We start from the raw sequence: 25,727 nt of genomic DNA on the forward strand, positions 1-25,727 counted from the left end.
ACCCCTGTTTTTCAACAAAAAATGATGTCCCCTACTGGGATGAACCAGTCAACATAAGAGGTGAAAAAAGCGATATGGCAAAAAACGTACTTGTGTTTGTGGAACACTTAGACGGAAAACTAAAAAAAGTCAGCTTAGAAGCTGTCTGTCAGGGTCAAAGAGTCGCAGAAAAAATTCAGGCAACCGTTACGGCCGTGGTAATCGGTACCAGCGAGACTCTCAATGCAAGTTTATTTAAAGACCTTGCCCGCTATGGTGCTGACCGGGTAATTGCAGGAAAAAACCCGGATCTGGCAGAATCAATGCCCGATGCTTTGACCAATATCCTCTGCACATGTATAGCGGATCAGGCCCCTGCCCTTATTATCATGGGTGGAACTACCAGGGGAAGGGAGATCGCATCCCGCCTCTGTACCCGCATGGAGGCACCCCTTGCCATGGATTGCCTCGACATCACCCTGGACGGAAATGACCTTGTTTTCACAAGGCCTGTGTATGGCGGAAAGGTCCTTTCAACCTTGAAGTTCAAGCAATCGCCCGGAATTGCCGTGGTCCGAACCGGTTCAATCAAGCTGATTGAAAATCCAAAAGAATTGAACCTGACAGAGCTGGACGTGGAGATGGGCAAAACAGATCTCACCTTTATCAGCAAAAGTGTCGACACATCCAAAATTGATCTCACCGAAGCCGATACGGTTATTGCCGGAGGATTTGGAACGGGTGGAAAAGCCAATGCCCTGCTTGAGGAACTTGCCAACGCTTTTGGTGGCGCTGTCGGCGCATCCAGGGGGGCGGTTGATGAGGGGTGGCATCCCATTGCAGAGCAGGTAGGGCAGACGGGAAAGGTCGTTTCTCCAACACTGTATGTGGCCTGCGGTATTTCCGGTGCGATCCAGCATCTTGCCGGCATGAATTCTTCCCGGATGGTGGTTGCCATCAACAAGGATCCAGATGCGCCAATTTTCTCCGAAGCAGATCTTGGCATCGTGGACAATCTTTTTGATATTCTTCCGATACTGACCGATAAGATCAAAACCATCAAAGCAAACGGGTAGGTGCCAGATGACTCCTGAACGTGACCAGATTAACTTTGATGTTCTTTTCGTGGGTGGCGGCCCTGCAAACCTGGCAGGAGCCATCCACCTGATGAACCTTGCTGCAGAAAAAAACCTGGAACTTGAAGTTGCCCTGATCGAAAAGGGCAAACAGATCGGCTCCCACGCCCTCAGTGGAGCCGTTTTTAACCCCAAAGCCCTTGAGGAACTGATACCGGACTACCTTGACAAAGGATTTCCATCGGAAAAAAAGGTCCGGGAAGACAGGCTGTTCTTTCTCACAGAAAAAGGATCCCACGCCCTCCCCTGGACACCACCTGCCATGCGGAACAAGGGATTTCATACAGTCAGCCTTTCAAAACTCAATCGATGGATGGCTGAGATTGCAGAATCCCTGGGTGTTTGTATCTTCTCAGGTTTTGCAGGAAAAGAGGTGCTGTTTGCCAACGACGGAACAACCGTTATAGGAGTGAGAACCGGCGACAAGGGCCTTGACAGAGATGGTAAGCCAAAGAAAAACTTTGAGCCGGGAATTGATCTGATCGCCAAAGCCACTATTTTTGGAGAAGGTCCCAGGGGAAGCCTGGTGGAAGAGATCAACCGAAAAATGGGAATCTTCCCCAAAGAGGTCCCCCAGACCTTTGAAACAGGGATCAAGGAGGTCATCCAGCTCCCCGAAGACAACTTTTTTTCCACCTCACCCTTTAACGATATCCATACCATGGGATATCCCCTTGGCCTCAATACCCCGGGGGGGGGGTTCATATATGAAATGGACGACAACAGGGTGACCCTCGGGTTTATTACCGGTCTCTGTTACGATGACCCCATGCTCGATATTTACGATGAATTCATCAAATTCAAGAGCCATCCCCTGATCACCAGAATCATCTCCCAGGGAAAAGTCGTGGAACAGGGTGCAAGGACCATTTCAAGCTCCGGCTATTATGGTCTTCCAAAACTTGCCGTGAACGGTGCCATGTTTGTGGGTGGATGTGCCGGAATTCAGAACCTCCCGGCCCTGAAGGGGATCCATGTGTCCATGAAATCCGGGATGCTTGCGGCCCAGGCGGCAATAAAGGCCATTGAGAACAAGAACTTCACCCTGGAATCCCTGGGACTCTACACAGAATTGTTCAATAGGAGCTGGATAAAAGAAGAACTCTTTGAAGGAAGAAATTTTGCCCAGGCACTCGCCCAGAAAGGAATCGCCAAACTTGTTCACCTGGGAGCCCAGACCGTTACCAATGGCCGGGGAATAGTCGACCCAATGCCCTTTCACGGTGAAGATTACAGCACCCTGAAACCTTTCAAGACAAAGAATGGGATAAAAAAAGTCAACGAAAGTCCCTATGATGGTGAGCTCTATGTGGATAAACTCACCGGTGTATACCTGTCAAAGACGATGCACAGGGAGGACCAGCCCTGCCATCTGATCGTCCATGACCAGTCCATCTGCGTGACTGAATGCTACGAACGCTACAGAAATCCCTGCATACGGTTCTGTCCGGGGAATGTGTATGAGATGGATACCGATGAAGAGACAGGCAAGCGGCGCCTGAAGCTTAACCCGTCCAACTGCCTACACTGTAAGACCTGCGAAATAAAGGATCCTTTTCAAAATATCCTCTGGACATGTCCCGAAGGGGGAGATGGACCCAATTATACGGTTTTATAGATATTTTTTGCGCCTTTTAAAAGCGCTAACCTGCAAACCAATATAAGGATGCATCATCATGAGTAATACCTACGACGTTATCATCATCGGCGGCGGAATCATGGGCTCTTCAACGGCCTATCACCTGATGAAGGCCGATAAGACCCTGAAAGTTGTTGTTGTTGAAAAAGACGCAACCTATGCAAAGGCATCGACCACACTCTCCATGGTAAATACGCGCATTCAGTACAGCCTGAAGGAGAATATCCAAATTTCCCAGCATGCCGAAAATGTACTGGAAAACTTTGAAGATGAGATGGAGGTCAACGGTGTAAGGCCCAATATTGTTTACAAAAGGGAAGGCAATCTTGTCATTTTGGATGCAAAGGCCGAAGCGTCTGCACGCAAAGCCTATGAGATGCAGAAGGAGCTTGGCTGTGCCATTGAATGGTGGTCCCCTGAAAAAATCAAAGAGGTCTACCCCCTCTACAATATGGACGGCGTCGTAGGTGGCACCTTTGGTCCTAAGGACGGTCATTTTGATGCCTATGCAGTGCTCATGGGATACAAGGCAAAGGCACGAGCCCTGGGTGCCCAATACATGGAAAATGAGGTCGTGGATCTCATCACTGCCGACAAAGCCATCCAGGGTGTAAAACTTGCCTCGGGTGAAACGCTTATCTCATCAACTGTAGTCAACTGCACAGGTGCATGGGCTGCTAAACTCTGCAAAAAAGCAGGAATAACCATCCCTGTTGATCCGACAAAACGCCAGTGTTTTGCCGTTGATCCAGCCATCAAACCAGCCACGGCCCTGCCGTTGACCTTTATTCCGTCCGGATTATACTTTAGAACCGAAACCGGTGGACTTATTCTGCTGGGTAAATCCCTGCCAGAAGATCCCGTTGGCTTTGATTTCTCCTGGGATCAGAAACGGTTCCTTGAAAACCTCTGGATTGAACTTGCCGAATTCGTACCGGCCTTTGAATCTCTCAAGCTTGTCAGGGGATGGGCAGGGCTCTACGCTGTGAACACCCAGGACGCCAATTCCATCCTGGGCGAATGGCCGGAACTCAAGGGATTCTACCTTGTCAACGGCTTTTCCGGCCATGGTCTACAGCAGGGACCGGCAGTGGGGCGCTATATCACAGAATTAATCACCAAAACAAAACCGGTACTGGATCTTTCAATTTTTGGCCCCCAAAGGATTATCAACAACACACCCATCATGGAAGGCGGTATTTACTAATTAGTAAAACAAAAACACCCAGCGCCAGGCCCTTTTTACAAAAGAGCCTGACGCCGGGCTTTAGTTTGATGAAATCTACATGAACCCCGAGTAAGGAACCTGTCTCAAAGTGCTATAAACATGTTTGATCATGGTAATATAGTCAAAAACAGGAAGATGGGTTGCATTGAACACGGCCGAAGAATAGGGAGGAAGATCGCTACATTCAAGCAGGAATGCACCGATATCGGAATTTTGCTCAAGCACCTGTTTTGCCACCCCGACAATCTCCGCCTCTATCTTATCAGAATCAAGGGTTCCCTTTTCTTCAAGGACAGATTCACGAAACTCAGTGCTGTTTTCCATGCCGGCAAGAACAAGGGCAATATCTGGATTTACGCCCACGTTCAAGAAATGTTCAGGGGTAATGGCCGTGGAATCTGCGGTGATAACCGCTACTTTTTTGGCTGGCGTAATGATCTGCTGTATAAACGGAATCTGCAGAAGGCTTGACATGAGCACCGGGATATTTACAGATCGTTTTATCTCCTGCTGAAAAAGAGCCATAAAACCACAGGCCCCTGTAATAGCCTTTACACCTTCATCCTCAAGCTCCCTTGCGGCATCAATGAACGGTTGAATCAATGAAGGATCCCGCTGGGTAAGCAGCCGTTCGATGGTGGCATCCTTTACGACTTTGTATCGTACCGGAAAATCATAGGTCGTGGCGTTGCCAACATTACCGGGAATGCAGGGATAGGTGGCATCTAGGATAAGGATACCGATGGCCTCCCCATACCAGGATTTCTTTGAGTCGTTTGCAAGGTAAACAGTCATTCTTCCCCTCCTGTATTTTTCGTATGTCATCAAACAGTTCTGGAACAGATTCAGTGTTGTATACTACAAGAATGCTCAAAATATATAAATGACATATCAGTAAGGCAATATCGTGTCAAGATGTTTGCACTACTTGATAGGATGGGTTAAACACGCTGATCAATAGGGGTATACGCAGTTTCTTTGGGGCCGGTATAAATCTGTCTGGGCCGGCTGAGTTTCCAATGGGGATCCCTGATGCTCTCCAACCACTGGGCGATCCAACCGGGCAGTCTGCCAATGGCAAACATCACCGGAAACATATTCGTTGGTATGCCCATGGCACGAAAGGCAATACCGGTATAAAAATCGATGTTGGGATAGAGATTCCGTGAGATAAAATATTCATCCTCAAGGGCTGTTGCTTCAAGCTCCCGGGCAATATCAAGCAGCGCATCACTGCGACCAAGGGCTCCAAGGAGTTTGTGGCATACCTCTTTCATTATTACAGCTCGGGGATCATAGGTTTTATAGACCCGGTGACCAAACCCCATCAACCGAAAGGAATCGTTGGGGTTCTTTGCCCTTTCTACAAAACTGCGGCAATCGCCTCCCCCCTTCCTGATTGCTTCGAGCATCTCGATCACCGCCTGGTTAGCCCCACCATGGAGCGGCCCCCAAAGGGCTGTAATTCCAGAGGATATGGCCGCATAAAGGTTTACCCTGGCACTGCCAACCAACCGCACGGCCGAGGTGGAACAGTTCTGCTCATGGTCAGCATGGAGGATCCAGATCACCCGTAATGCATGGACCACCTCCTCCTTTAATTCATAAGGCCTGACGGTTGAATCAAACATCATGTGCAAAAAATTGGCACAATACGAAAGATCCGGTCGTGGGTAGATCACCTGATATCCCATGGATATTTTGTAGGACATGGCGGCAAGAGTACGAATTTTGGAAATCAATCGGGTCACCGTAACCTTGATCTCTTCATCTTCGTTGGCAATTTCCGGATAAAAACTGCGAAGACTGTTAACCATGGACGATAAAATGCCCATGGGATGGGCATTGGGCGGAAAATTCTGGAAAAAAAGTCTCATATTCTCATGGACCGGAGAATAGTCGGTCAACTGTTCAGAAAACTGGGTCAACTCATCCCTGGTGGGAAGGGAGCCATGGATAAGAAGAAAGGCTGTCTCCTTGAAACTTGCCTGTTGGGCTAACTCCTGAATGGGAATTCCCCTGTACCTGAGTATCCCCCGTTCACCATCCATAAAGGTGATGCTGCTGGTACAACTGCCGGTATTGGCATAGCCCGGGTCAAGGGTAATCAGCCCGGTTCTTGCCCTGAGGGTTTTTATATCAATGGCCTGTTCCCCTTCTGAACCTTCCACCAAAGGAAAATCAAAACATCGGCCTTTGCACGAAAGTTGAATCGTATCGTGTGGGTTTTCCATTGTTCATCCTCTATTTACAGCAATTGATCTATCCGGGAATGCAAAACGATAAATTCATCCAGGAATCCGGCGAAATGGAGACATCCACCCAAGAATGAAACGTGCATATCCCGGTGTGAATCCCGGCAGCTTTCCCTGTTATGGGAAAACTGCCGGATGTGGCAATTCTATCCTTTGATGATCCTTGGCAGAATCATCTGGTGCTGGGGACAGATGGATTTAGGGTTCTGGTAGGCAGAACCGGTAAAGGCGACCATGTAGTTCCGGATCTCGGACAGCTTTACGATCTCGTCCACATACCCGACTTCGGCGCAGTATTTGGGCCGTGAAAAGGTTTTGTAATCATCGGCGATCTTGTTCATCTTTTCAATGATGGGCTCGATGGGCCGGCCGGCATCCTTTTCCTTGACCAGACGGCGGGAATACATGGCAACGGCGGCTGTTTCCCCGTGCATCACATAGACCTCGCTTGCAGCCGTGCCAATGGAAAAAGCGTTGGTATCGTTGCCCTGGGGACCGCCCAGGAGATAGTGGGCCGCAGCAGAGCCTTTGCGTAAAAGTACCATCATCTGGGGAAGATCGGTCTGCTGGATCGAGTAGATCAGGCTCTGGCCGATGCCGAGGAGTTCGGCCTTTTCAGCCGTATCCCCCACGTCGATTCCCGAGGTGTCCTGGAACCAGATCAGCGGTATCCGGTCCCGGCCGGCCAGGGTGACAAACTCGTTCATCTTGATCATGCCCTGGCGGTAGAGCTTGCCGCCCATGCCCGGGTAATCGGCATACTCCGGATACCCTTTGCCAAGATATCCCTGGCGGTTGCCGATGATGCCCACAAGGAATCCATTGACCTTGCACAGCCCCGTGTAGACCTCGGGTCCATAACCGGGCCTGAACTCCATGGATTCCGAGTTATCCACCAGCCGGGCCAAAATTTCCTCAAAGTCATAGACCTTTTTCTGGTCAATGGGCAGCAGGTTGTAAAGATCCTGGGCATCAAACTTGGGTTCAGCCGGTTCTGCCACCCGGAAAAACCTGGGGTTGTAGGCAGGAATTTCGGCCATGTACTCTTTAAGGCCGTCCAGCACACCGGTTTCTTCCTCGTACACATACCTGAAGAACCCCGTGCCGTCGTAATGGGTGGCAACGCTTCCCGGGGGATGGCTCTTGAAATGCCGGGTATTTTCGATGATCTGTTCAGCTGCGGCCCCGTCAAAATTGCCCTTGGGAGCCATGCCGCTCACAATGCCGGCACCGCCAACGGCGATGTTGCAATCCTTGTGGGCAAAGAGGATGGTGGGGCTGATGCTCTGGTAACCGCCACCTGCAGGGTTGGTGCCGTAGATGCCGGCAAGCACGGGAATGCCCATCTGATTGAGCTCAGCATGGCGGTAAAAGGGCGTTCCTGCCCCCCTGCGATTGGCGTAGAATTTCTCCTGCTCGGTCAGTTTTGCCCCGCTGCAGTTGACCAGCCACACCAGGGGAATGTTCAGCCGCTTGGCAAGGTCGGTTACCCTGAGGATGTTTTCAGACTGACCGGCAAGCCAGGCCCCGGCCATGACCTTGTTGTCAAACCCGATGATCACGGCCCAGCGTCCGGAAATCTTGCCCAGACCATCAATCACATTGGTGGTTCCCTCGCTGTTGTTGGCCGGATTGTAAAGAATGTGCAGGGGCGACCAGGTGCCCTTGTCAACGATATAATCCAGACGCTGCCACACGGTCATCTGGCCCCGGGCATTGATCTTTTCTTCGGAAAAGCCTGCGTTCTTGATGGTGTCTACGGCCTCGTCGATCTCCTGCTCCACGGCCTTAAGGCTTTGGGCATTGTCCACGCCCCGCTTGATCTGCCCCTTTTTCAATGGGTTGCCAAAGTCCGGCATTTTTTCAAAATATGGTCTCATAGATCCTCTCCAGTATCTGTCAATTCCAGGAGCACCTTAATCAGACCGCGTCTCAATTAAGGTCTCCCCGGTCCTAAATTTCCCGCTCTCCAGTAACGTCCAGACTATTGGGGATCAATGGTCATGAGAACGGCATCCTCTTCAACGGTATCACCGACCTTGACGTTGATCGTTGCAACCTTACCGTTGCAGGGAATGTATATGGGGGTTTCCATTTTCATGGCCTCGATGAGTACGGCATCGTCATCCTCTTCGACGCCATCGCCCACATTGACATAAATTTCAACTATTTTGCCCAGCATTGGGGCCAGCAGTTCTTCGCTCATTGTATTTCTCCTTTAATGCATCAATTTTATTGAATCAGGGTCAGACAACACCCTGGGGTATTTATTCAGCCAGGGTCACATACCGCCCTGCCCCATTTATTGAAGCAGGGTCAGAAAAATCCCTGCGGCAATGACAGTACCAATGACGCCTGCCACATTGGGTCCCATGGCATACATCAGCAGATAATTCTTTTTGTCGGCCTCCTGGGCCACCTTGTGGACCACCCGGGCCGCCATGGGCACGGCAGATACCCCTGCAGCCCCCAGCAACGGATTGATCTTATCCTTTAGAAACAGATTCATGATCTTAGCAAGTACAATCCCCATTGCCGTACTCACGGAAAAGGCAACAAGACCCAGGCAGAACACAAAAATCACCTCAGGTTTCAAAAACACCTCGGCATTCATGGTAGCACCCACGGGCAGGCCAAGAAAAATGGTGACAATGTTCAACAGCTCGTTCTGGGAGGCGTGGGTCAACCGTTCAACCACCCCGGACTCCCTGAAAAGGTTACCCAGCATGAACATGGCGATGAGCGGCGCTGCTGCGGGAATCAGAAGAATGATCACAAGGGCTGCCACAACCGGGAAAAAAATCTTTTCCAGCTTGTTGACCTTTCTTATTTTCTTCATCCTGATCTTACGCTCCGCATCCGTGGTCATCAGGCGCATGATGGGCGGCTGGATAATGGGCACCAGGGCCATGTAAGAATAGGCAGCAACGGCGCAAACGCCGAGCATGTGGGGGGCAAGCTTGGATGCCAGAAAGATGGTGGTGGGTCCATCAGCCCCGCCGATGATACCGATGGTAGCCGCCTCCTGGATGTTGAACCCCATGGCCTGGGCCGCAAAAAAAGTGATGTACACCCCGGCCTGGGCCCCTGCCCCCAGAAACAGCAGTGAGGGTCTTGCCAGCATGGGGCCAAAATCGGTAAGCGCCCCAAGGCCCAGAAAGATCAACGGCGGAATCACCTCCCACTGGATGCCGAAATGATAAAATTTCCAGAGCAGTCCCTCTTCAGGCGTCATCAACCCTGCAAGGGGCAGATTGGCAACCAGGATACCGAACCCGATGGGCAGCAGCAGCAGCGGCTCATAGTTTTTTGCAATGGCAAGATACATCAGGCCCAGGGCAATGATCCACATTACCACCATGCCCGGGGTTAGATGGACAAAACCCGTTGTCTCGATGAGATACTTAATAAGATCCATTACGCCTTATCCCCTTTGCCGTTGAGTATCCATTGGGTTACGAAGGTGTTGAGTTTGATGGCGCCATAGAGAAGCCCCATGCCCACAAAAACCCCGGCAATACCGGATACAAAAACAACCATTGTCTGGTTCATCACGCTCTCTCCTTTAAACGCTGCAACACTCAGTCAAGGGGCCACAGGCCCTTTTCTTCAAGAACAGTCCTGAGCACCTTAAGGGCGGTATTCATGGCAGGGACCCCCCCGTACACCGAGGTTTGAAACATCACCTCGGAAATCTCCCGGGGCTTGCATCCCACATTCAGGGCTGCCTCAATGTGAAGCTTTAACTCTTCTGGCCGATCAAGGACAGTCAACGCCGCAACCGTCACAAGCTGCCGGGTGGTATGGGGGATCTTTTTTCTTGAATATATGGTGCCCGTGATATACAACGACATGTCCCGGGCAAGATCCTTGTCAAAGGAACGCCATAGTTCAAAGGGTTTCTCACCCTTCACCCCTTTAAAGTAGCGGGCCGCCGTCTCCTTTGTTTTCTCCACCAGATTTTTATCCGCCAGATTTTTCTCAACCAAATCCTTGTCCGCCATGGGAGTCTCCTTTACCGATTTGCCCGTTTAATGCCCAGCTGGTCAAGGGCAATGATCATCTTGCAGATGTTGGCAGAACCTTCCACCATGCTGTAGGTGGGGGCGTCCCTGTAAAAACGGGCCACAGGGTATTCCGTTGAATAGCCATAGGCCCCAAGGATTCTCATGGCAAAATTAGACGCCTTGGTGGCCACTTCGCCTGCAAGGTACTTGGCCTTGGCAACGTCAAGACCGTTGTTGATATTACCCTGATCCTTTTCAAAGGCTGCCCGGTAAACCATGAAACGGGCCGCATCAATCTCGGCTGCCATCTGGGCGATCATATCCTGATTCATCTGAAAAAGCCCAATGGGTTTGCCAAACTGTTTCCTGGTATTGCAATATTTAATGGCCTCGTCAAGGCATGCCTGGGCAAGGCCCACCCCGCCTGCTGCGGCCGAAAGACGAGTGTGGTTCAAGGACCCGAACAGAATCTTTGCCCCATCCCCTGATTTTCCAAGCAGATTCTCCTTGGGCACCTTGACATTATCCAGGAACACCTCTCCCGTGGGAGAAGAGTGTGAACCTAACTTCTCAAGGGCTGATGTGGAGATTCCAGGAAAATTCTTGGGCTCGATCACAAAGGCGGACAATCCCTTGGTTCCAATTGATTTGTCCGTATAGGCGTAGCAGATCAAAACATCGGCAATGGCCGCATTGGAGATCCAGGTCTTTGACCCGTTGAGCAGATAATGGTCGCCCTTGTCCTCGGCCGTGGTGGCCATGGCCATGACGTCGGATCCTGCATCGGCCTCGGTAATGCCGAAACCGCCCAGGTATTCGGCGGTGCAGAGCTTTTCAACATAGCGTTTCTTTGCGGCCTCAGTACCATATTTAAAGATCCCATATGCACATCCCAACACCTGCATGTTGACCTGGACCCTGAGAGAACTTGAGCCCTTGGCAATCTCCTCGGTGACAATCATGGCAGCCATCCAGCCCATGTCTTCTCCGCCGTACTCCTCGGGGATCACCGTGCCGTAGAATCCAAGCTCGCCCATGGGAAGTACGGCCTCCTTGTAGGGAAAATAGTTGGCCTCATCCCAGGCATCAGCATTGGGGGTAATCTTCTTTTTTACAAATTCCCTGACGGCTTTCTGCAACATTGTCATCTCTTTAGAGAGTCTGAAATCCATTGTATTCCTCACTTTTTTTTGTTTGCACTGTTTAAATTCCAGGGACACACGCATCCGAACATTGTTCCCAGGGGCTCCCCGGGACAGAATCAAAAACCATTTTTCCCTGGATCAAAGATTTGGTTCGTTGTGACAGAATCAACTCCTGTACATTTTCTCGACGGTTTCCATGGCTATCCCTGCTACCTTTTCATTGAACCTTGCATGGACGGCATGGGAGAGCATTTCAAAGGTAAAACCCTTGCCCTCCTTGGCCAGAAGCCCCAGGGAAGCCAGGGCCCAATCATGCCTCTTGACCTTGGACTCCTTGAAATCCACCTCAAATACCCTGGCAGGGGTTTCCGGAATCGCCACGCTTTTTTCCTTGATCACAAAGGTCTCCGGGGAAAGGGTTGCAAACATACTGCGGCGCCGCTGGACGCCTTCGTCGCTGATGGCCACCACCACAGTGGGGGCTTGAATGCCTGCATACCCTATTTTTTCAGGTGAAATCAAAATCTCACTCACGCTCTGCCCCCGGAGCACGGTAATATTGTAGTCATTCTTCATGGAGACATTCATCCCGGCGGTCATTCCGGCATAGCAGACAATGTCCCCAGCCGTGACAATTCGCATGCCGGCACTTCCGAGGATAACGATTTCTTCACGTTTGGGCGCTGCCGGATCAATCAGTTTCTCAATGGTGACAGGCTCTGGGAAACGTTTCTTTTCAAGGGCAAGCTGCCGGTAAACCTCACCATACTCAGCCCGTTTATTCTTCTCAACCGGACCGTTATTTCTGGGCATGGCCGCAATCATTTCATCAATGACCTTGGGGGTGAGCGGGTTTCTCTTGGTATAGCGGCCTGTGCACATCCCAAAAGTTTCCACCAGGGAAAATCCCTTGTGTCCCATGGCCTCGACAAAGGTCTCGGCAAGCTTAGCATCATGGCCTGAACACCTGCTGATGTAGGTTGCTCCGGCACTCTCGGCCACTGCACAGATATCAATGGGAATTTCAGCATGGTTGAGAAATTCCGATCCAACCACGGCAGCCGTGGGGGTGGTGGAACTGTACTGCCCACCGGTCATGCCAAAGTTAAAATTATTCAGAACAATCAATGTGACATCCATATTTTTCCGGCAGGCGGCCAACACATGGGCCCCCCCAATACCAAGTCCGCCGTCACCCATGGTGACAATAACGTTCAACTCTGGATTTGCAAGCTTGAGCCCCTGGGCATAGGTGAGGGCACGACCGTGGAGACCATGGAGGGCATGGACATTGAAAAAAGTATCAAATAACCCGGAACAGCCAATATCGCTTACAATCACGGTTTTATCCGCCGGAAGGCCCATTATCTCCAGAGCCCTGTCAAGCTCTTTTGTAATTCTATCATGGGTACACCCGGGACAAAAAACAGGTGGACGTCGCTCATTCAGAAAACTACTCATTTTCAATTACCTCCATGATCTTTCCAGGCTTGATTAAAATCCCGTCCATCTGGCCATAAAAATCTATTTTTTTACCACAGAGAACCCGTTGTATTTCGCCAACATATTGACCTAGGTTCATCTCAACGACAACAATGCGGCGATAGGACTTTGCTGCTTTAAGCAGGAGGGTTTCAGGTACCGGCCACAGGGTTTTAAGTGTCAGGGATGAAACAGGACGTCCCTTTTTTTCAAGATGTGCACAGGCATCATCAACAGCCCTTGAGGTCACACCATAACTGATAACCAGGGTGTCTGCGCCCGGTCTGTGGTTTTCCTCGTAAAGGGTGATCCTCTCTTCAGCAGCCAGAATCTTATTTTGCAGTCGTTCCTGATTGGCCTCGATCACCCCGGGATCAATGGTGATATAACCGTCTGGACCATGGGTGGAAGACGTCTGGCGGACCAGATCCCTACCACCAATGGGAAGAAAATCAGGGGCAGATTCAGGCCCGGCTTCAAAGGGGACATAGGCATCTCCCCGGTAGGGTTTACGCGCCACAAGGGGCGGAAGCGTCACAGCATCCAGGTCAACACTCTCCTTGGTCATGCCGATTTCCTTGTTGGATGCAATGAACACAGGGCACCTGAACTCTTCGGCATAGTTAAAGGCGTGAACTGTCAAAAGATAACAGTCAAGGGCATCCTTGGGTACCAGAACAATAACGGGCACACCGCCGGTGTTGCCCCACCGCATGAACTGAATATCACTGTCTGCCCCCCGTGTGGCCGAACCCGTGGAAGGTCCAAGGCGCTGAACATCAACGATGACAAGGGGAATTTCACTACCCACTGCAAAAGAAATCTGTTCACTGTAAAGACTGAGTCCAGGGCCGGAAGTGGCCGTAAGGGCCTTTTTTCCTGCCATGGAAGCACCGATACAATAGCCCATGGATGCAATCTCATCTTCGCCCTGGACACAGACCCCGCCCCTGGGGGGTAACATCTTTAACATATTGGCAAAAACAGTGGTGGCAGGGGTTATGGGATACCCTGCAAAAAAGGAGCATCCCGCAGCCATGGCACCCCTTGCAACCGCCTCATTTCCTTCCATAAAAGACAACGCCATCTCGTTTCTCCTGATCTTGATTTTTAGAGAGCCTCACATACGCCATAAAGTTAATCACATATTTGATTAGATTTATGATTAAACTTTGAAGTTACCTATCGAAACCGAAATGATCTGTCAAGGTAATAAATTAATTAAAATATATATTTATTCACATATAGCGCTCTTATAAAGACAAGAATCATCACCCTTGCATTTGTGTATTTTTTGGTATATTGATTTGTATAAATAAATCAGCATCTGGTATCATGGACGTAAAGATTTCCCCCTAAAGGCAAAAACAGACGGACTCAAGAGAGTAAAGAACAAGATGAAAAAAAAAGCAGAAAAAAGCCGTGAAGACTATACCCAGGAAGCGTATATGGGCATTCGAAGGATGTTTTTCATCAATGAAATCATACCGGGTCAGAAAATTTCCTACCGGGACCTTGCGGAACGTCTGGAAATGAGTGCAACCCCCATCATTCAGGCCCTGAAAAGACTTGAATTCCAGGGACTGGTACGCCACGAACCAAACCGGGGCTACTATACTGAAAAAATAAGCCTTAAAGAGCTCACCGAAATCTATGACTTCCGTGAACTCATCGAAGTCTCCCTGCTGGCCAAAACCATAAAATCCATCAACCGCCAGGGTCTTGCAACGTTAAAAAAAGCCTTGAAAAAGCACCTCAACGCCAAAAGGGATATCTACCTGAAAGAGCGCCTCATGAACGACATGGAACTGCACCTTACCATGGCAGAACTTTCCGGATGCACCCTCCAGATAAACACCCTGCGCCATCTCTTTGATCTGCTCTATCTCAAATACAGGGGCAACATGCTCTTTATAACCCCCATGGACACGGTGGATGACGAGCACCAGCAACTCTTTGACCTCATTGCCCAGAAAGAAATTGACCCGGCCTGCAAAATGCTTGCACAGCATATTGCCAATGTTAAAAAATATGCCATCATCTGCATTGAGCGCATGGCCCGGGAAAAAAACCTGCAGGTCATATAGGTTCTTTTTACAGCCCAATACTGCGTATTAAAAAAATTTTCGGCATATCCTTCCCCATAAGAACCCATACAAACAGATATTCAGACAGGGTCGTCCCTAAAAAATAAAATTTCTGTTGTAATTTTAAAGAATCTTACGTATGTTACTCTTACTGTAACACACTGGAGAGAAGACACCATGTCAGCATCATCAAAACTTTCAAATTCGGTTAAAGCCTTGTGTTTTCTGGCAAAGCACCATCCCGTGCCCCAGAATTCCGCTTGCATCTCAATGGATACCGGGATCAACGCCTCAAAGCTCAGACGCCATCTTTCGGCCCTTGCAAAAGCAGGAATACTTCGAACCATCCAGGGAGCCGCAGGTGGATTTGTACTCAAAAAAGCCCCTGAAGATATCCATCTCCAGGAAATATATTGCGCCCTGGAAGACAGAAAAGCCTTCCATCTGGACATAACAACCAACCCGGACAACACTGTGGAAGAGACCACCATCGTTAACAACTACTTCCTGGATCTATTTACCGAAATCCAGGTGGAAATTGAAGATAAAATGCGGACAATAAAACTGTCCCACATCATTAATCACATTTCAGACAACAAAGGAGTATAAATGAAATTTCTTGAAAAACTGGGCATCAAGGCAAAGAATCAAGGATCTTCAACGGGCCTTAAATGGAACAGCACCTGCGATCAGGGAGAAATTAATGTTATTTCTCCTGCGGATGGAAAACTGCTGGCATCGGTATATCTGGCCTCAAAGGATGATTATGAAAATCTGGTGGAGACATCACAAAAAGCCTTTAAAATCTGGAGAAAAGTCCCGGCACCCAAGCGGGGTGAGATTGTCCGCCAGATCGGTAATGAACTGAGAAAGAACAAGAATGCCCTTGGCACCCTTGTCTCCTATGAAATGGGAAAATCCCTCCAGGAGGGCTGGGGCGAAGTACAGGAGATGATTGATATCTGTGATTTTGCCCTAGGCCAGTCCCGGCAGCTCTGTGGTTCCACCATCCACTCGGAAAGGGAGAGCCATCGCCTCTATGACCAGTATCATCCCCTGGGAATTGTCGGCATCATCACCGCATTCAACTTCCCCGTGGCAGTATGGTCATGGAATGCCATGATTGCAGCCATTTGCGGCGATGTCAACATCTGGAAGCCCTCATCAAAGACCCCGCTTACGGCCATTGCCATTCAAAACATCCTGGCACCTATCATCAAGTCAAACAATCTGCCCGAAGGCCTTTTTTCCCTGATCGTGGGCAGGGGGTCAGATGTGGGTGAAACCATGCTCAACGATCAGCGGCTTCCTTTGATCTCAATCACAGGTTCCACCCGGGTCGGACGCCACGCGGCAGAGGTTATTGCCCGTCGATTCGGCAAATCCATCCTGGAACTTGGCGGCAACAATGCCATCATCATGACCCCCGAGGCAAATCTGAAACTTGCCGTTCCCGGCATTGTCTTTTCTGCCGTGGGAACAGCCGGCCAGCGCTGCACAACCACCCGGAGAATTATTCTCCATGAATCCATCTATGACCAGGTAAAGGATCTCATCGTCAAGGCCTATGGGTCGTTGAAAATAGGCTCCCCCCTGGATGAGGCAAACCACATGGGACCCCTCATTGACAAGGGTGCAGTCAAGGATTACCAGAATGCTCTTAAAGCCCTTGTCGAACAAGGCGGAAAAATCCTGACCGGCGGAGAAGTCCTTGAAGGTGACGGGTATGAATCCGGTTGCTACGTAACCCCGGTCATTGCCGAAGCCGAAAACAGCTACCCCATTGTCCAGGAAGAAACCTTTGCTCCGATCCTCTACCTGATCCGTTATTCAGGCGAGCTGGAAAACGCCATTAAGCTCCACAACGATGTTGTCCAGGGGCTATCATCCTCGATCTTCACAGACAACCTCCAGGAAGCCGAAGAGTTCCTCTCCCACTGGGGATCTGACTGCGGTATTGCCAACGTAAACATCGGCACCTCGGGTGCTGAAATCGGCGGCGCCTTTGGTGGCGAAAAAGAGACCGGCGGCGGACGTGAATCCGGATCAGATGCCTGGAAAGGGTATATGAGACGACAGACAAACACCATCAACTACGGAAGAACCATTCCACTTGCCCAGGGAATCAAGTTCGATATTTAGTTGATTAGGACCGCAGATGAAATAAAGTGGATCGAAATTGCGCAGAACTTTGGCTCATATACAAGGCGCATCAAAGGTGCAATAGCAGGCCTATTGGGCCTTTGGTACAACGCAGTAGATGGGCCAAAGAGCAAGGAATTTCGTTCACTTTATAAAATTTGCGGTCCTTAGCATCCGTGCAGGTCAACAAGGGCCTGCACGGATGTCAATTAAGAAGCACCATGGAAACCTTCTTGAACCCCTCCGATTCAATCCCCCAAAAAACGGACACCATCAACAAGGCAGAAAGCGGTAATATTAAGAGAACGATTTGATATTGATGTGACCATCACTCCCTCCGGGGTGATTTACAGGGAAACGGTTATCAAAAATGCCCAGGCCACCGTTCGCTATACCATGCCAAAACCCTGCTGGGCCGTCATGACCTTTAATGTTGAGCCGGGAGCATTAAATTCCGGGGATTTTCTGCTGGCCACCCCCATGGGTATAATGGCTGCCCTGAAAAATGCCGGAACCCGATTGCTGGAGCCCTTTTATGCCCTGGATATCAAAGCGCCCCAGAAGTTGCTTGGAACCATCACAAATGATTTAAACAATATGAGGGCAGATTTGGGGATACCCCGGTTTGAGGGCAATCTGTTCGCCCTTGGGGGAACAGTTGCTGTGGCCCCGGCCATGGATTATAGTATACGGTTCAATGCCTGTTGTTCGGGCAAGGTCCGATTAAAACTGACCCTCGGCGGATACCAATTTTCCACCTCCTCCCAGTGGACCCTGGAAAACCTGACCTTTTCAGGCCTGGAGGGTCACGGCGGCGTCACCATTGGCTGGGGAAGCGATAACCTCATCCGCAGGGCAGATTTCCCTGCCAGGATCACTGAAATCCAAAAAATTCATGGTCACCCCCCGGTGCAATGACATTGGCCGTAAGATGGGGGGAGACCCGTTCCATGGCCATCAATTTGGCAAGTCAGATAAGGTCGGTTCTGGATGCCCTTTTCCCATACCCTATTAAAAAAAGGGGCTGCCTTTCGCATCGTAACACCATAAATTGGGTTTTACGATATCATTGGAGAAAAGTTAAAAGCACAACGATTTGGCATTGATATATCTTTCAACCTGCTATATGCTACACTAACTATAACATATGAAAAACAAAACAAAGATAGTTGGTTATAGCAAGTCTGCCAAATATGACACCCATGAAAAGGAATTTCAATTATGAATGGATGGATCGGCAAAATTCTCCGTGTTAATTTAACAACAGGAAAAATAAGCGATGAAACTCTGGACCCCAAGGTTGCCAAAGACTATATCGGTGGCAGGGGTATCGGTATTTACTACCTGAACAAGGAAGTAGATCCCAAATGTGATCCCCTGGGACCTGAAAACCTCATGATCATGATGACAGGCCCCCTCACCGGCACCGCTGCCCCCACCGGCGCACGGTATATGGTCATGACCAAATCGCCGTTGACCGGAGCTGTGACCTGCTCCAACTCCGGCGGTATGATGCCCCGGGAGATGAAACGGGCCGGTTATGACGGCATCATATTTAAAGGGCAATCCGTCAAACCGGTTTATCTCTGGATCAACAACGGCAAGGCAGAACTGAAGGATGCCGACCATATCTGGGGAAAAAACGTCCCGGACACAACGGACCTGCTCCTTGCAGAAACAGACCCCAAGGCCCGTGTGGCCTGCATTGGTCCTGCCGGGGAAAACAAGGTCTTGTTTGCCGGTATCATGAACGAACGTCACCGTGCCGCAGGCAGATCCGGTGTGGGTGCTGTCATGGGTTCCAAAAACCTCAAGGGCGTTGTGGTCAAAGGCCAGAATAAAATTAACCTGGCTGACCCCGACGGATTCAAGACCTTCAACAAAAAAATCCTGGATCAGTACACCAGCGAAGCCAAGGTAACACCGGTGGGACTCACCATCAATGGCACATCCGGCGTGGTGGCCGTGACCCAGGCAAAGGGGATTCTCCCCACCAAAAACTGGCAGCAGGGCACCTTTGAAGGCTGGGAAGATATCCAGGGCACCACCCTCACCGAAAAATATCTGGTGAAAAACCAAGGCTGCTTTGGCTGTCCCATCAAATGCGGCAGACTCACCAAGGTGACGGAACCCGGCTTTGAGGGGGAAGGCGAAGGTCCTGAATATGAGACCGTCTACGCCATGGGCTCCAACTGCATGATCAATAATCTGGCCGCCATTACCAAGGCCAATTATCTGTGCAACGAACTGGGCCTTGACACCATCACCATGGGCGCCACCATAGCCTGTGCCATGGAGCTTGTGGAACTTGGCTATATATCAGAAACCGAAGTGGGCCGTTCCCTGAAATGGGGAGACGGCGAAGCATTGGTGGAACTAACCCGCCAGACCGCCTATCGTGAAGGCTTTGGCGAAAAACTGGCCCAGGGCAGTTATCGCCTGGCTAATGGGTTTGGCCACCCGGAGCTTGCCATGGTCTCCAAAAAACAGGAATTCCCGGGCTATGAACCCCGGGGGGCAAAGGCCATGGGCCTTGCCTATGCCACCTCTCCCATAGGCGGCTCCCACATGCGCGGCGATCCAGCCTATTTTGAGATCTTTGGCACCACCTTTTCCATGGATCCATTGGCCACCAAGGGAAAAGCCGGTCCCACAAAACGAATTCAGGATCTGTCCGCCATTGTGGATGCCGCAGGCCTGTGCATCTTTTTCGGTGCCAGAATGCTGGCGGAGAAAAATGACACCATGTCCCCCACGGGCATGCTGACCTACCTGAACACCGCCACAGGAGCAGACTATACCATTGAAGAGTTGGTCATGGCAGCAGAGCGTATTACCAATGCAGAACGTATGTTCCTTGTAAATGAAGGCTTTGACCGAAAGGATGATTCCCTGCCCAGGCGAATCACCGACGAACCGCTGCCGGCAGGCCCTGCCAAGGGGCAGACCTGCGATCTTCAAACCATGCTGGATGACTATTACAAGGTCCAGGGCTGGGATAACAATGGTATTCCCACAAAGGCGACACTTGAGAAACTGGGTCTGACCTAATTTTGAGGGGGAATTACCCCCAGTTTTCATGATCAATAGACAAACGTGCCTCTGGAAGGATATCGCATAAAATCAACGTATGCGTACCTCCCAGAGGCGAGCGGCCACCGGCCCCTCACAGCTTGAGGAACATAAAGACATAGTCCCCGTTGTTAATATCAATGGTAAGATTGGCTCCCCTGGCCCGGGCAAAGACGATCCAGGCGGGGTCTTTTGTTTTTCCGCATTCAAAGGTAGGATGAAAAATGCCTCTGATTTCGTCGTTCCAGGCAAGCAGCATCGGCATTTCAGTTTTTCCCAGGGCTGCTTTTTTGGCAAAGGCCTGGGCTTTGGAAAAATCCAGATCAGAGTCCTCCACCTCAAGCCGGATGTATTCAACCGAGGTATCAGAGGGTTGGGGGGCAATTCGTGCCATGATTTTTCTCTCCGTTGTAAGTTGAAGTGTTTGATGGCGCCATCAACACATCCCCCGGCATGTCCCACAATCCTAAAAGGCAGATTTCCTTTGTGGAATCGTCAAAGCCCATGGTGCCTATATTGGTGATCACCACCATGGGAAAGCCCCGGGAAAGGCCGGCATTTGGTTCGGCCATCTAGTTTGTTACGGTATCCCGGGTGGGTCAGATAATCAAGTTTTTTTAACAAACTTTCGTCGTTAATGCCATATAAAAATCAGGCTTTTCAGTACAAACAAGGCCACATCGCAATCCACTCCCTAACCGACACACTTTCCCGGACGGAAAGCGTGCCAGCGAAGAACAATCGTTTTACCCCTTGATGATCCTTGGCAGAATCATCTGGTGCTGGGGACAGATGGATTTTGGATTCTGGTAGGCAGAACCGGTAAAGGCAACCATGTAGTTCCGGATCTCGGACAGCTTTACGATCTCGTCCACATACCCGACTTCGGCGCAGTATTTGGGCCGTGAAAAGGTTTTGTAATCATCGGCGATCTTGTTCATCTTTTCAATGATGGGCTCGATGGGCCGGCCGGCATCCTTTTCCTTGACCAGACGGCGGGAATACATGGCAACGGCGGCTGTTTCCCCGTGCATCACATAGACCTCGCTTGCAGCCGTGCCAATGGAAAAAGCGTTGGTATCGTTGCCCTGGGGACCGCCCAGGAGATAGTGGGCCGCAGCAGAGCCTTTGCGTAAAAGTACCATCATCTGGGGAAGATCGGTCTGCTGGATCGAGTAGATCAGGCTCTGGCCGATGCCGAGGAGTTCGGCCTTTTCAGCCGTATCCCCCACGTCGATTCCCGAGGTGTCCTGGAACCAGATCAGCGGTATCCGATCCCGGCCGGCCAGGGTGACAAACTCGTTCATCTTGATCATGCCCTGGCGGTAGAGCTTGCCGCCCATGCCCGGGTAATCGGCATACTCCGGATACCCTTTGCCAAGGTATCCCTGGCGGTTGCCGATGATGCCCACAAGAAATCCATTGACCTTGCACAGTCCGGTGTAGACCTCGGGTCCATACCCGGGCCTGAACTCCATGGATTCCGAGTTATCCACCAGCCTGGCCAAAATTTCCTCAAAGTCATAGACCTTTTTCTGGTCAATGGGCAGCAGGTTGTAAAGATCCTGGGCATCAAACTTGGGTTCAGCAGGTTCAGCCACCCGGAAAAACCTGGGGTTGTAGGCAGGAATTTCGGCCATGTACTCTTTAAGGCCGTCCAGCACACCGGTTTCTTCCTCGTACACATACCTGAAGAACCCCGTGCCATCGTAATGGGTGGCAACGCTTCCCGGGGGATGGCTCTTGAAATGCCGGGTATTTTCGATGATCTGTTCAGCTGCGGCTCCGTCAAAATTGCCCTTGGGAGCCATGCCGCTCACAATGCCGGCACCGCCAACGGCGATGTTGCAATCCTTGTGGGCAAAGAGGATGGTGGGGCTGATGCTCTGGTAACCGCCACCTGCAGGGTTGGTGCCGTAGATGCCGGCAAGCACGGGAATGCCCATCTGATTGAGCTCAGCATGGCGGTAAAAGGGCGTTCCTGCCCCCCTGCGATTGGCGTAGAATTTCTCCTGCTCGGTCAGTTTTGCCCCGCTGCAGTTGACCAGCCACACCAGGGGAATGTTCAGCCGCTTGGCAAGGTCGGTTACCCTGAGGATGTTTTCAGACTGACCGGCAAGCCAGGCCCCGGCCATGACCTTGTTGTCAAACCCGATGATCACGGCCCAGCGTCCGGAAATCTTGCCCAGACCATCAATCACATTGGTGGTTCCCTCGCTGTTGTTGGCCGGATTGTAAAGAATGTGCAGGGGCGACCAGGTGCCCTTGTCCACGATGTAATCAAGGCGCTGCCACACGGTCATCTGGCCCCGGGCATTGATCTTTTCTTCGGAAAAGCCTGCGTTCTTGATGGTGTCTACGGCCTCGTCGATCTCCTGCTCCACGGCCTTGAGGCTTTGGGCATTGTCCACGCCCCGCTTGATCTGCCCCTTTTTCAATGGGTTGCCAAAGTCCGGCATTTTTTCAAAATATGGTCTCATGGATCCTCTCCAGTATCTGTCAATTCCAGGAGCACCTTAATCAGACCGCGTCTCAATTAAGGTCTCTCCGGTCCTAAATTTCCCGCTCTCCAGTAACGTCCAGACTATTGGGGATCAATGGTCATGAGAACGGCATCCTCTTCAACGGTATCACCGACCTTGACGTTGATCGTTGCAACCTTACCGTTGCAGGGAATGTATATGGGGGTTTCCATTTTCATGGCCTCGATGAGTACGGCATCGTCATCCTCTTCGACGCCATCGCCCACATTGACATAAATTTCAACTATTTTGCCCAGCATTGGGGCCAGCAGTTCTTCGCTCATTGTATCTCTCCTTAAATAGTGTTTGAACGAAAACTCACCCATCTGCGGCGTTGCTGCAAAATTCTGCAATCCTCATGTACAAGAGTACACTCCGGTTGCAGAATTTCTTGCGCCTTGCATATGGGCAACTTTTCGCCCAAACATGGTTTTTCGGTCAGCCATTAGACAACCGTGGTATTTTTTATGTCAAACTCCCTGCTCCATCTACTGCAACAGGGTCAGAAAAATCCCTGCGGCAATGACAGTACCAATGACGCCTGCCACATTGGGTCCCATGGCATACATCAGCAGATAATTCTTTTTGTCGGCCTCCTGGGCCACCTTGTGGACCACCCGGGCCGCCATGGGCACGGCAGATACCCCTGCAGCCCCCAGCAACGGATTGATCTTATCCTTTAGAAACAGATTCATGATCTTAGCAAGTACAATCCCCATTGCCGTACTCACGGAAAAGGCAACAAGACCCAGGCAGAACACAAAAATCACCTCAGGTTTCAAAAACACCTCGGCATTCATGGTAGCACCCACGGGCAGGCCAAGAAAAATGGTGACAATGTTCAACAGCTCGTTCTGGGAGGCGTGGGTCAACCGTTCAACCACCCCGGACTCCCTGAAAAGGTTACCCAGCATGAACATGGCGATGAGCGGCGCTGCTGCGGGAATCAGAAGAATGATCACAAGGGCTGCCACAACCGGGAAAAAAATCTTTTCCAGCTTGTTGACCTTTCTTATTTTCTTCATCCTGATCTTACGCTCCGCATCCGTGGTCATCAGGCGCATGATGGGCGGCTGGATAATGGGCACCAGGGCCATGTAAGAATAGGCCGCAACGGCACAAACGCCGAGCATGTGGGGGGCAAGCTTGGATGCCAGAAAGATGGTGGTGGGTCCATCAGCCCCGCCGATGATACCGATGGTGGCCGCCTCCTGGATGTTGAACCCCATGGCCTGGGCCGCAAAAAAAGTGATGTACACCCCGGCCTGGGCCCCTGCCCCCAGAAACAGCAGTGAGGGTCTTGCCAGCATGGGGCCAAAATCGGTAAGCGCCCCAAGGCCCAGAAAGATCAACGGCGGAATCACCTCCCACTGGATGCCGAAATGATAAAATTTCCAGAGCAGTCCCTCTTCAGGCGTCATCAACCCTGCAAGGGGCAGATTGGCAACCAGGATACCGAACCCGATGGGCAGCAGCAGCAGCGGCTCATAGTTTTTTGCAATGGCAAGATACATCAGGCCCAGGGCAATGATCCACATTACCACCATGCCCGGGGTTAAATGGACAAAACCCGTTGTCTCAATGAGATACTTAATAAGATCCATTACGCCTTATCCCCTTTGCCGTTGAGTATCCATTGGGTTACGAAGGTGTTGAATTTAATGGCGCCATAGAGAAGCCCCATGCCCACAAACACCCCGGCAATACCAGATACAAAAATAACCATGGTCTGGTTCATCTTTCTTTCCTTCTCTGCAAAATTCAATCCTGTTCCCATTGCCCCCATAAAGGGCTGCAGGGTTTTCGGGTTTGTCGTTGTCTATCTGTTCGCCCGTTTAATGCCCAGCTGATCAAGGGCGATGATCATCTTGCAAATGTTGGCAGAACCTTCCACCATGCTGTAGGTGGGGGCGTCCCTGTAAAAACGGGCCACAGGGTATTCCGTTGAATAGCCATAGGCCCCAAGGATTCTCATGGCAAAATTAGACGCCTTGGTGGCCACTTCGCCTGCAAGGTACTTGGCCTTGGCAACGTCAAGACCGTTGTTTATATTACCCTGATCCTTTTCAAAGGCTGCCCGGTAAACCATGAAACGGGCCGCATCAATCTCGGCTGCCATCTGGGCGATCATATCCTGATTCATCTGGAAAAGCCCAATGGGTTTGCCAAACTGTTTCCTGGTATTGCAGTATTTAATGGCCTCGTCAAGGCATGCCTGGGCAAGGCCCACCCCGCCTGCTGCGGCCGAAAGACGAGTGTGGTTCAAGGACCCGAACAGAATCTTTGCCCCGTCCCCTGGTTTTCCAAGCAGATTCTCCTTGGGCACCTTGACATTATCCAGGAACACCTCTCCCGTGGGAGAAGAGTGTGAACCTAACTTCTCAAGGGCTGATGTGGTGATCCCAGGAAAATTTTTCGGCTCGATCACAAAGGCGGACAATCCCTTGGTACCGATCTCCTTGTCCGTATAGGCATAGCAGATCAAAACATCGGCAATGGCCGCATTGGAGATCCAGGTCTTTGACCCGTTGAGCAGATAATGGTCGCCCTTGTCCTCGGCCGTGGTGGCCATGGCCATGACATCAGATCCTGCATCGGCCTCGGTAATACCGAAACCGCCCAGGTATTCGGCGGTGCAGAGCTTTTCAACATAGCGTTTCTTTGCGGCCTCAGTACCATATTTAAAGATCCCATATGCACATCCCAAAACCTGCATGTTGACCTGGACCCTGAGAGAACTTGAGCCCTTGGCAATCTCCTCGGTGACAATCATGGCAGCCATCCAGCCCATGTCTTCTCCGCCGTACTCCTCGGGGATCACCGTGCCGTAGAACCCAAGCTCACCCATGGGAAGTACGGCCTCCTTGTAGGGAAAATAGTTAGCCTCATCCCAGGCATCGGCATTGGGGGTGATCTTCTTTCGTACAAATTCCCTGACGGCCTTCTGCAACATTGTCATCTCTTTGGAGAGTCTGAAATCCATTGTGTTTCCTCTTTTTTATATTTTTATGTGAGTTGTCAATTAACGATTAC

The 25,727-nt window shown here is 50.7% G+C and carries 25 protein-coding genes; 8 read left to right on the plus strand and 17 right to left on the minus strand.

Annotated features, from left to right (window positions below):
• The first annotated feature begins 74 nt into the window (after nucleotides 1-74).
• The 3 genes from HRM2_RS18970 to HRM2_RS18980 are packed head-to-tail and all read left to right on the plus strand — an operon-like array spanning nucleotide 75 to nucleotide 3,961.
• Nucleotides 75-1,055, plus strand: coding sequence for an electron transfer flavoprotein subunit alpha/FixB family protein (locus HRM2_RS18970; RefSeq protein ID WP_015905650.1), 981 nt, complete (start codon nucleotides 75-77; stop codon nucleotides 1,053-1,055).
• A gap of 7 nt (nucleotides 1,056-1,062) precedes the next feature.
• On the plus strand, nucleotides 1,063-2,733 hold the full coding sequence (locus HRM2_RS18975; RefSeq protein WP_015905651.1) for an electron transfer flavoprotein-ubiquinone oxidoreductase: 1,671 nt from the start codon (nucleotides 1,063-1,065) through the stop codon (nucleotides 2,731-2,733).
• Nucleotides 2,734-2,791: 58 nt separating this feature from the next.
• On the plus strand, nucleotides 2,792-3,961 hold the full coding sequence (locus tag HRM2_RS18980; protein WP_015905652.1) for an NAD(P)/FAD-dependent oxidoreductase: 1,170 nt from the start codon (nucleotides 2,792-2,794) through the stop codon (nucleotides 3,959-3,961).
• Nucleotides 3,962-4,036: 75 nt separating this feature from the next.
• On the opposite strand, the gene HRM2_RS18985 is transcribed toward HRM2_RS18980, so the two are convergent.
• The 10 genes from HRM2_RS18985 to HRM2_RS19025 all read right to left on the minus strand — a co-directional run bounded on the left by HRM2_RS18985 (nucleotide 4,037) and on the right by HRM2_RS19025 (nucleotide 13,958).
• Entirely contained in the window at nucleotides 4,037-4,777 is a 741-nt protein-coding gene (locus tag HRM2_RS18985) for an aspartate/glutamate racemase family protein (RefSeq protein ID WP_015905653.1), read from the minus strand.
• Nucleotides 4,778-4,923: 146 nt separating this feature from the next.
• Entirely contained in the window at nucleotides 4,924-6,216 is a 1,293-nt protein-coding gene (locus tag HRM2_RS18990) for a citrate synthase (RefSeq protein WP_015905654.1), read from the minus strand.
• Nucleotides 6,217-6,383: 167 nt separating this feature from the next.
• On the minus strand, nucleotides 6,384-8,117 hold the full coding sequence (locus HRM2_RS18995; protein WP_015905655.1) for an acyl-CoA carboxylase subunit beta: 1,734 nt from the start codon (nucleotides 8,115-8,117) through the stop codon (nucleotides 6,384-6,386).
• 104 nt (nucleotides 8,118-8,221) lie between these two features.
• Complete coding sequence (locus tag HRM2_RS19000; RefSeq protein ID WP_015905656.1) at nucleotides 8,222-8,443, minus strand: acetyl-CoA carboxylase biotin carboxyl carrier protein subunit; 222 nt, start codon at nucleotides 8,441-8,443, stop codon at nucleotides 8,222-8,224.
• A 96-nt stretch (nucleotides 8,444-8,539) separates the two neighbouring features.
• Nucleotides 8,540-9,655 carry a sodium ion-translocating decarboxylase subunit beta gene (locus HRM2_RS19005; RefSeq protein WP_015905657.1) on the minus strand — a complete coding sequence of 372 codons (1,116 nt, stop codon included), beginning with the start codon at nucleotides 9,653-9,655 and terminating at the stop codon, nucleotides 8,540-8,542.
• Nucleotides 9,655-9,789 (minus strand): hypothetical protein, encoded by a 135-nt coding sequence (locus tag HRM2_RS28085; protein WP_269719588.1) that lies wholly within the window; start codon nucleotides 9,787-9,789, stop codon nucleotides 9,655-9,657. The genes HRM2_RS19005 and HRM2_RS28085 overlap by 1 nt, the downstream gene beginning before the upstream one ends.
• Nucleotides 9,790-9,818: 29 nt before the next feature.
• Nucleotides 9,819-10,241 (minus strand): carboxymuconolactone decarboxylase family protein, encoded by a 423-nt coding sequence (locus tag HRM2_RS19010; RefSeq protein WP_015905658.1) that lies wholly within the window; start codon nucleotides 10,239-10,241, stop codon nucleotides 9,819-9,821.
• An 11-nt stretch (nucleotides 10,242-10,252) separates the two neighbouring features.
• Nucleotides 10,253-11,416, minus strand: coding sequence for a glutaryl-CoA dehydrogenase Acd (acd, locus tag HRM2_RS19015; protein ID WP_041274136.1), 1,164 nt, complete (start codon nucleotides 11,414-11,416; stop codon nucleotides 10,253-10,255).
• Between the two features lie 138 nt (nucleotides 11,417-11,554).
• Nucleotides 11,555-12,850: a thiamine pyrophosphate-dependent enzyme gene (locus HRM2_RS19020; protein ID WP_015905660.1), complete on the minus strand. Its 1,296-nt coding sequence runs from the start codon at nucleotides 12,848-12,850 to the stop codon at nucleotides 11,555-11,557.
• Complete coding sequence (locus tag HRM2_RS19025) at nucleotides 12,843-13,958, minus strand: transketolase C-terminal domain-containing protein (protein ID WP_015905661.1); 1,116 nt, start codon at nucleotides 13,956-13,958, stop codon at nucleotides 12,843-12,845. The genes HRM2_RS19020 and HRM2_RS19025 overlap by 8 nt, the downstream gene beginning before the upstream one ends.
• Before the next feature lie 310 nt (nucleotides 13,959-14,268).
• Here HRM2_RS19025 and HRM2_RS19030 point away from each other — a divergent pair, with 310 nt between their 5' ends.
• From HRM2_RS19030 to HRM2_RS19050, 5 genes are all read left to right on the plus strand, one after another.
• Nucleotides 14,269-14,958: a GntR family transcriptional regulator gene (locus HRM2_RS19030; protein WP_015905662.1), complete on the plus strand. Its 690-nt coding sequence runs from the start codon at nucleotides 14,269-14,271 to the stop codon at nucleotides 14,956-14,958.
• Nucleotides 14,959-15,135: 177 nt separating this feature from the next.
• Nucleotides 15,136-15,567 carry an RrF2 family transcriptional regulator gene (locus HRM2_RS25515; protein WP_015905663.1) on the plus strand — a complete coding sequence of 144 codons (432 nt, stop codon included), beginning with the start codon at nucleotides 15,136-15,138 and terminating at the stop codon, nucleotides 15,565-15,567.
• The gene (amaB, locus tag HRM2_RS19040) at nucleotides 15,568-17,100 is read left to right on the plus strand and encodes an L-piperidine-6-carboxylate dehydrogenase (protein ID WP_015905664.1); all 1,533 of its coding nucleotides are present in this window, start codon (nucleotides 15,568-15,570) and stop codon (nucleotides 17,098-17,100) included. It abuts the gene before it with no gap.
• 321 nt (nucleotides 17,101-17,421) lie between these two features.
• A complete protein-coding gene (locus HRM2_RS19045) occupies nucleotides 17,422-18,018 on the plus strand; it encodes a translation elongation factor (RefSeq protein WP_015905665.1) in 597 nt (198 codons plus the stop codon).
• Between the two features lie 303 nt (nucleotides 18,019-18,321).
• Entirely contained in the window at nucleotides 18,322-20,151 is a 1,830-nt protein-coding gene (locus HRM2_RS19050; protein ID WP_015905666.1) for an aldehyde ferredoxin oxidoreductase family protein, read from the plus strand.
• Between the two features lie 115 nt (nucleotides 20,152-20,266).
• On the opposite strand, the gene HRM2_RS19055 is transcribed toward HRM2_RS19050, so the two are convergent.
• From HRM2_RS19055 to acd (HRM2_RS19075), 7 genes are all read right to left on the minus strand, one after another.
• Nucleotides 20,267-20,566: an AF1514 family protein gene (locus HRM2_RS19055; protein ID WP_015905667.1), complete on the minus strand. Its 300-nt coding sequence runs from the start codon at nucleotides 20,564-20,566 to the stop codon at nucleotides 20,267-20,269.
• Nucleotides 20,538-20,744 carry a hypothetical protein gene (locus HRM2_RS26705; protein ID WP_148214675.1) on the minus strand — a complete coding sequence of 69 codons (207 nt, stop codon included), beginning with the start codon at nucleotides 20,742-20,744 and terminating at the stop codon, nucleotides 20,538-20,540. The genes HRM2_RS19055 and HRM2_RS26705 overlap by 29 nt, the downstream gene beginning before the upstream one ends.
• A 174-nt stretch (nucleotides 20,745-20,918) precedes the next feature.
• Nucleotides 20,919-22,652, minus strand: coding sequence for an acyl-CoA carboxylase subunit beta (locus tag HRM2_RS19060; RefSeq protein ID WP_015905655.1), 1,734 nt, complete (start codon nucleotides 22,650-22,652; stop codon nucleotides 20,919-20,921).
• A 104-nt stretch (nucleotides 22,653-22,756) separates the two neighbouring features.
• A complete protein-coding gene (locus tag HRM2_RS19065) occupies nucleotides 22,757-22,978 on the minus strand; it encodes an acetyl-CoA carboxylase biotin carboxyl carrier protein subunit (RefSeq protein WP_015905656.1) in 222 nt (73 codons plus the stop codon).
• 204 nt (nucleotides 22,979-23,182) lie between these two features.
• Nucleotides 23,183-24,298 carry a sodium ion-translocating decarboxylase subunit beta gene (locus HRM2_RS19070; RefSeq protein WP_015905657.1) on the minus strand — a complete coding sequence of 372 codons (1,116 nt, stop codon included), beginning with the start codon at nucleotides 24,296-24,298 and terminating at the stop codon, nucleotides 23,183-23,185.
• Nucleotides 24,298-24,432 (minus strand): hypothetical protein, encoded by a 135-nt coding sequence (locus tag HRM2_RS28090; protein ID WP_269719589.1) that lies wholly within the window; start codon nucleotides 24,430-24,432, stop codon nucleotides 24,298-24,300. Before HRM2_RS28090 ends, HRM2_RS19070 begins: the two co-directional genes overlap by 1 nt.
• Nucleotides 24,433-24,513: 81 nt before the next feature.
• A complete protein-coding gene (gene acd, locus HRM2_RS19075; protein WP_015905668.1) occupies nucleotides 24,514-25,677 on the minus strand; it encodes a glutaryl-CoA dehydrogenase Acd in 1,164 nt (387 codons plus the stop codon).
• Nucleotides 25,678-25,727: the final 50 nt, after the last annotated feature.

The sequence above is a fragment of the Desulforapulum autotrophicum HRM2 genome (genome assembly GCF_000020365.1).
GTDB classification, from domain to species: domain Bacteria; phylum Desulfobacterota; class Desulfobacteria; order Desulfobacterales; family Desulfobacteraceae; genus Desulforapulum; species Desulforapulum autotrophicum.

Excerpts from the sequence above, each read along its gene's own strand:
- HRM2_RS18980 (WP_015905652.1), top strand. The coding sequence starts at position 2,792 with ATGAGTAATACCTACGACGTTATCATCATCGGCGGCGGAATCATGGGC.
- HRM2_RS19055 (WP_015905667.1), bottom strand. The coding sequence starts at position 20,566 with ATGGCACGAATTGCCCCCCAACCCTCTGATACCTCGGTTGAATACATC.
- HRM2_RS19000 (WP_015905656.1), bottom strand. The coding sequence starts at position 8,443 with ATGAGCGAAGAACTGCTGGCCCCAATGCTGGGCAAAATAGTTGAAATT.
- HRM2_RS19050 (WP_015905666.1), top strand. The coding sequence starts at position 18,322 with ATGAATGGATGGATCGGCAAAATTCTCCGTGTTAATTTAACAACAGGA.
- HRM2_RS18975 (WP_015905651.1), top strand. The coding sequence starts at position 1,063 with ATGACTCCTGAACGTGACCAGATTAACTTTGATGTTCTTTTCGTGGGT.
- HRM2_RS19025 (WP_015905661.1), bottom strand. The coding sequence starts at position 13,958 with ATGGCGTTGTCTTTTATGGAAGGAAATGAGGCGGTTGCAAGGGGTGCC.
- amaB (WP_015905664.1), top strand. The coding sequence starts at position 15,568 with ATGAAATTTCTTGAAAAACTGGGCATCAAGGCAAAGAATCAAGGATCT.
- HRM2_RS18995 (WP_015905655.1), bottom strand. The coding sequence starts at position 8,117 with ATGAGACCATATTTTGAAAAAATGCCGGACTTTGGCAACCCATTGAAA.
- HRM2_RS19060 (WP_015905655.1), bottom strand. The coding sequence starts at position 22,652 with ATGAGACCATATTTTGAAAAAATGCCGGACTTTGGCAACCCATTGAAA.
- HRM2_RS28090 (WP_269719589.1), bottom strand. The coding sequence starts at position 24,432 with ATGAACCAGACCATGGTTATTTTTGTATCTGGTATTGCCGGGGTGTTT.
- HRM2_RS25515 (WP_015905663.1), top strand. The coding sequence starts at position 15,136 with ATGTCAGCATCATCAAAACTTTCAAATTCGGTTAAAGCCTTGTGTTTT.
- HRM2_RS18970 (WP_015905650.1), top strand. The coding sequence starts at position 75 with ATGGCAAAAAACGTACTTGTGTTTGTGGAACACTTAGACGGAAAACTA.
- HRM2_RS19030 (WP_015905662.1), top strand. The coding sequence starts at position 14,269 with ATGAAAAAAAAAGCAGAAAAAAGCCGTGAAGACTATACCCAGGAAGCG.
- HRM2_RS19010 (WP_015905658.1), bottom strand. The coding sequence starts at position 10,241 with ATGGCGGACAAGGATTTGGTTGAGAAAAATCTGGCGGATAAAAATCTG.
- acd (WP_015905668.1), bottom strand. The coding sequence starts at position 25,677 with ATGGATTTCAGACTCTCCAAAGAGATGACAATGTTGCAGAAGGCCGTC.
- HRM2_RS19065 (WP_015905656.1), bottom strand. The coding sequence starts at position 22,978 with ATGAGCGAAGAACTGCTGGCCCCAATGCTGGGCAAAATAGTTGAAATT.
- acd (WP_041274136.1), bottom strand. The coding sequence starts at position 11,416 with ATGGATTTCAGACTCTCTAAAGAGATGACAATGTTGCAGAAAGCCGTC.
- HRM2_RS19020 (WP_015905660.1), bottom strand. The coding sequence starts at position 12,850 with ATGAGTAGTTTTCTGAATGAGCGACGTCCACCTGTTTTTTGTCCCGGG.
- HRM2_RS19070 (WP_015905657.1), bottom strand. The coding sequence starts at position 24,298 with ATGGATCTTATTAAGTATCTCATTGAGACAACGGGTTTTGTCCATTTA.
- HRM2_RS28085 (WP_269719588.1), bottom strand. The coding sequence starts at position 9,789 with ATGAACCAGACAATGGTTGTTTTTGTATCCGGTATTGCCGGGGTTTTT.
- HRM2_RS18985 (WP_015905653.1), bottom strand. The coding sequence starts at position 4,777 with ATGACTGTTTACCTTGCAAACGACTCAAAGAAATCCTGGTATGGGGAG.
- HRM2_RS18990 (WP_015905654.1), bottom strand. The coding sequence starts at position 6,216 with ATGGAAAACCCACACGATACGATTCAACTTTCGTGCAAAGGCCGATGT.
- HRM2_RS19005 (WP_015905657.1), bottom strand. The coding sequence starts at position 9,655 with ATGGATCTTATTAAGTATCTCATCGAGACAACGGGTTTTGTCCATCTA.
- HRM2_RS26705 (WP_148214675.1), bottom strand. The coding sequence starts at position 20,744 with ATGGCCGAACCAAATGCCGGCCTTTCCCGGGGCTTTCCCATGGTGGTG.